Here is a 1802-nt window from a genome sequence, read left to right on the forward strand (position 1 = left end):
GATTAAGCGGCTTTTCGGATAATCAGTTCGACACGGTGATTATGACCCAGGCTTTGCAAGCAGTTCGTCGTCCTGATGAGTTGTTAGACGAAATGCTTCGCGTTGGGAAGCAAGGAATTGTGACGTTTCCTAACTTTGGTTATTGGCGCTGTCGGCAGTATTTACTGCTCAATGGCAAAATGCCGATGTCGAAAAGTTTGCCGCATACTTGGTACAATACGCCGAACATCCATTTATGTACATTTAAGGACTTCGAAATACTGTGTAGACAAAAAGGCATTCGTGTATTGAATCGCTTAGAGGTCAATGCAGAGTTCGAAGAGAACAGCTTCGCAAAGTTATGGCCTAATTTGCTCGCTGAGTTTGCGGTTTACCGGATAGAGAAGAAGTAATGATGACACATACAGTTTTAATGCGTTTTGTCGTTATGAGCCTAGTCTTGTTGTTTTCGAGCTTTACTCTGGCAGAACAAAAGAAAATTTTCACAGGCTCAGATGGAGCGGAGTACGAGGTACACTACATTGCGTTTACGAGTACCTTTTTGCATCCAGAGATAGCACGTAAATATGATTTAGTGCGTAGTCGCGCCATGGGCATGGTGAATATTAGCGTCCTCAAAGTTTCGGAAGATGGTCGTCGAGAAGCAGTCGGTGCGTTAGTCGATATCAATGCTAAAAACGAAATTCAACAAGTCCAACATATGAACTTCCAACAAATCATTGAAGGAAAGTCGATTTATTACATTGGGCAAGTTCAATATCGAGAGGGTGAAATCCTTACTTTTGATGCAGTCATTTATCCTCAAGGTGTCGTAGATCCGTTCCGACTTCGTTTTACACATAATTTTTATAACGATTGAGGCTAGCGGAATGAAAATCGTACTAGCGAGCGGTAACGCGGGTAAGTTAAAAGAGTTCGGCAATATGCTTGCGCCTGCAAATATTACGATCATCGCGCAGTCAGAGCTCGGTATTGAAGGTGCAGACGAAACGGGACTGACATTTATTGAGAATGCGATTCTCAAAGCGCGTCATGCCTCTAAAGAGAGCGGCTTGCCAGCGCTTGCAGACGATTCAGGTCTCGCTGTCGATGCATTAAATGGCGCTCCTGGTCTCTACTCAGCGCGTTATAGTGCAGATGACAATCCCGATGGTGCGACGGATCAGAGTAATATTGATAAATTGCTCAGAGAATTGTCTCAAGTACCGACCGAAAAACGCGATGCGCAATTCCACTGTGTTCTTGTTTTTGTGCGTCACCCAGATGATCCAACCCCCATTGTTTGTCACGGAACATGGCATGGCCGTATCGCTACTGAGCAAAGCGGTAATGAAGGATTTGGATACGATCCCGTATTTATCGTGCCAGAATTAGAATGTTCGGCCGCTCAGTTAAGCGCAGAGCAAAAAGCGTCTATGAGCCACCGAGGTGCAGCACTTCGGCTCCTTGAGCAGTCTCTGCCTGAACTTCGCACGACTGCGTAATCTTGCCTCATTCTCTTCCTCCATTAAGTCTTTATATACACCTGCCTTGGTGTGTGAAGAAGTGCCCGTATTGTGATTTTAATTCGCATGCAAAAACAGATATCCCAGAATCTGCCTATTTGAATAGCTTGATCAAAGATCTTCATATTGATTTGGCCTATGTGCAAGACCGAGAAGTGCAAAGTATTTTCTTTGGTGGAGGCACCCCAAGTTTAATGAGCGGGGATTTTTACCGGCAGTTGTTAAATGCCTTGAGAGAGAATCTAAACTTTTCTGAAGATATAGAGATTACGCTGGAAGCTAACCCTGGTGCTAGCG

At 44.5% G+C, this 1802-nt stretch carries 4 protein-coding genes; all 4 read left to right on the top strand.

Going from position 1 to position 1802, the window contains the following annotated elements; translation table 11 throughout:
* On the top strand, positions 1-392 hold a 392-nt coding region (locus tag A3738_RS28035; protein WP_156504557.1), incomplete at its 5' end, for a methionine biosynthesis protein MetW.
* A gap of 2 nt (positions 393-394) precedes the next feature.
* Positions 395-859 (top strand): DUF4426 domain-containing protein, encoded by a 465-nt coding sequence (locus A3738_RS28040; protein WP_231876660.1) that lies wholly within the window; start codon positions 395-397, stop codon positions 857-859.
* Between the two features lie 10 nt (positions 860-869).
* Positions 870-1484, top strand: a complete 615-nt coding sequence (gene rdgB / locus A3738_RS28045; protein ID WP_068474421.1) for an RdgB/HAM1 family non-canonical purine NTP pyrophosphatase — start codon at positions 870-872, stop codon at positions 1482-1484.
* A 2-nt stretch (positions 1485-1486) separates the two neighbouring features.
* Positions 1487-1802: radical SAM protein (locus tag A3738_RS28050; RefSeq protein WP_156504558.1), on the top strand; the 316-nt coding region annotated here is incomplete at its 3' end.

The sequence above is a fragment of the Oleiphilus sp. HI0066 genome (genome assembly GCF_001635725.1).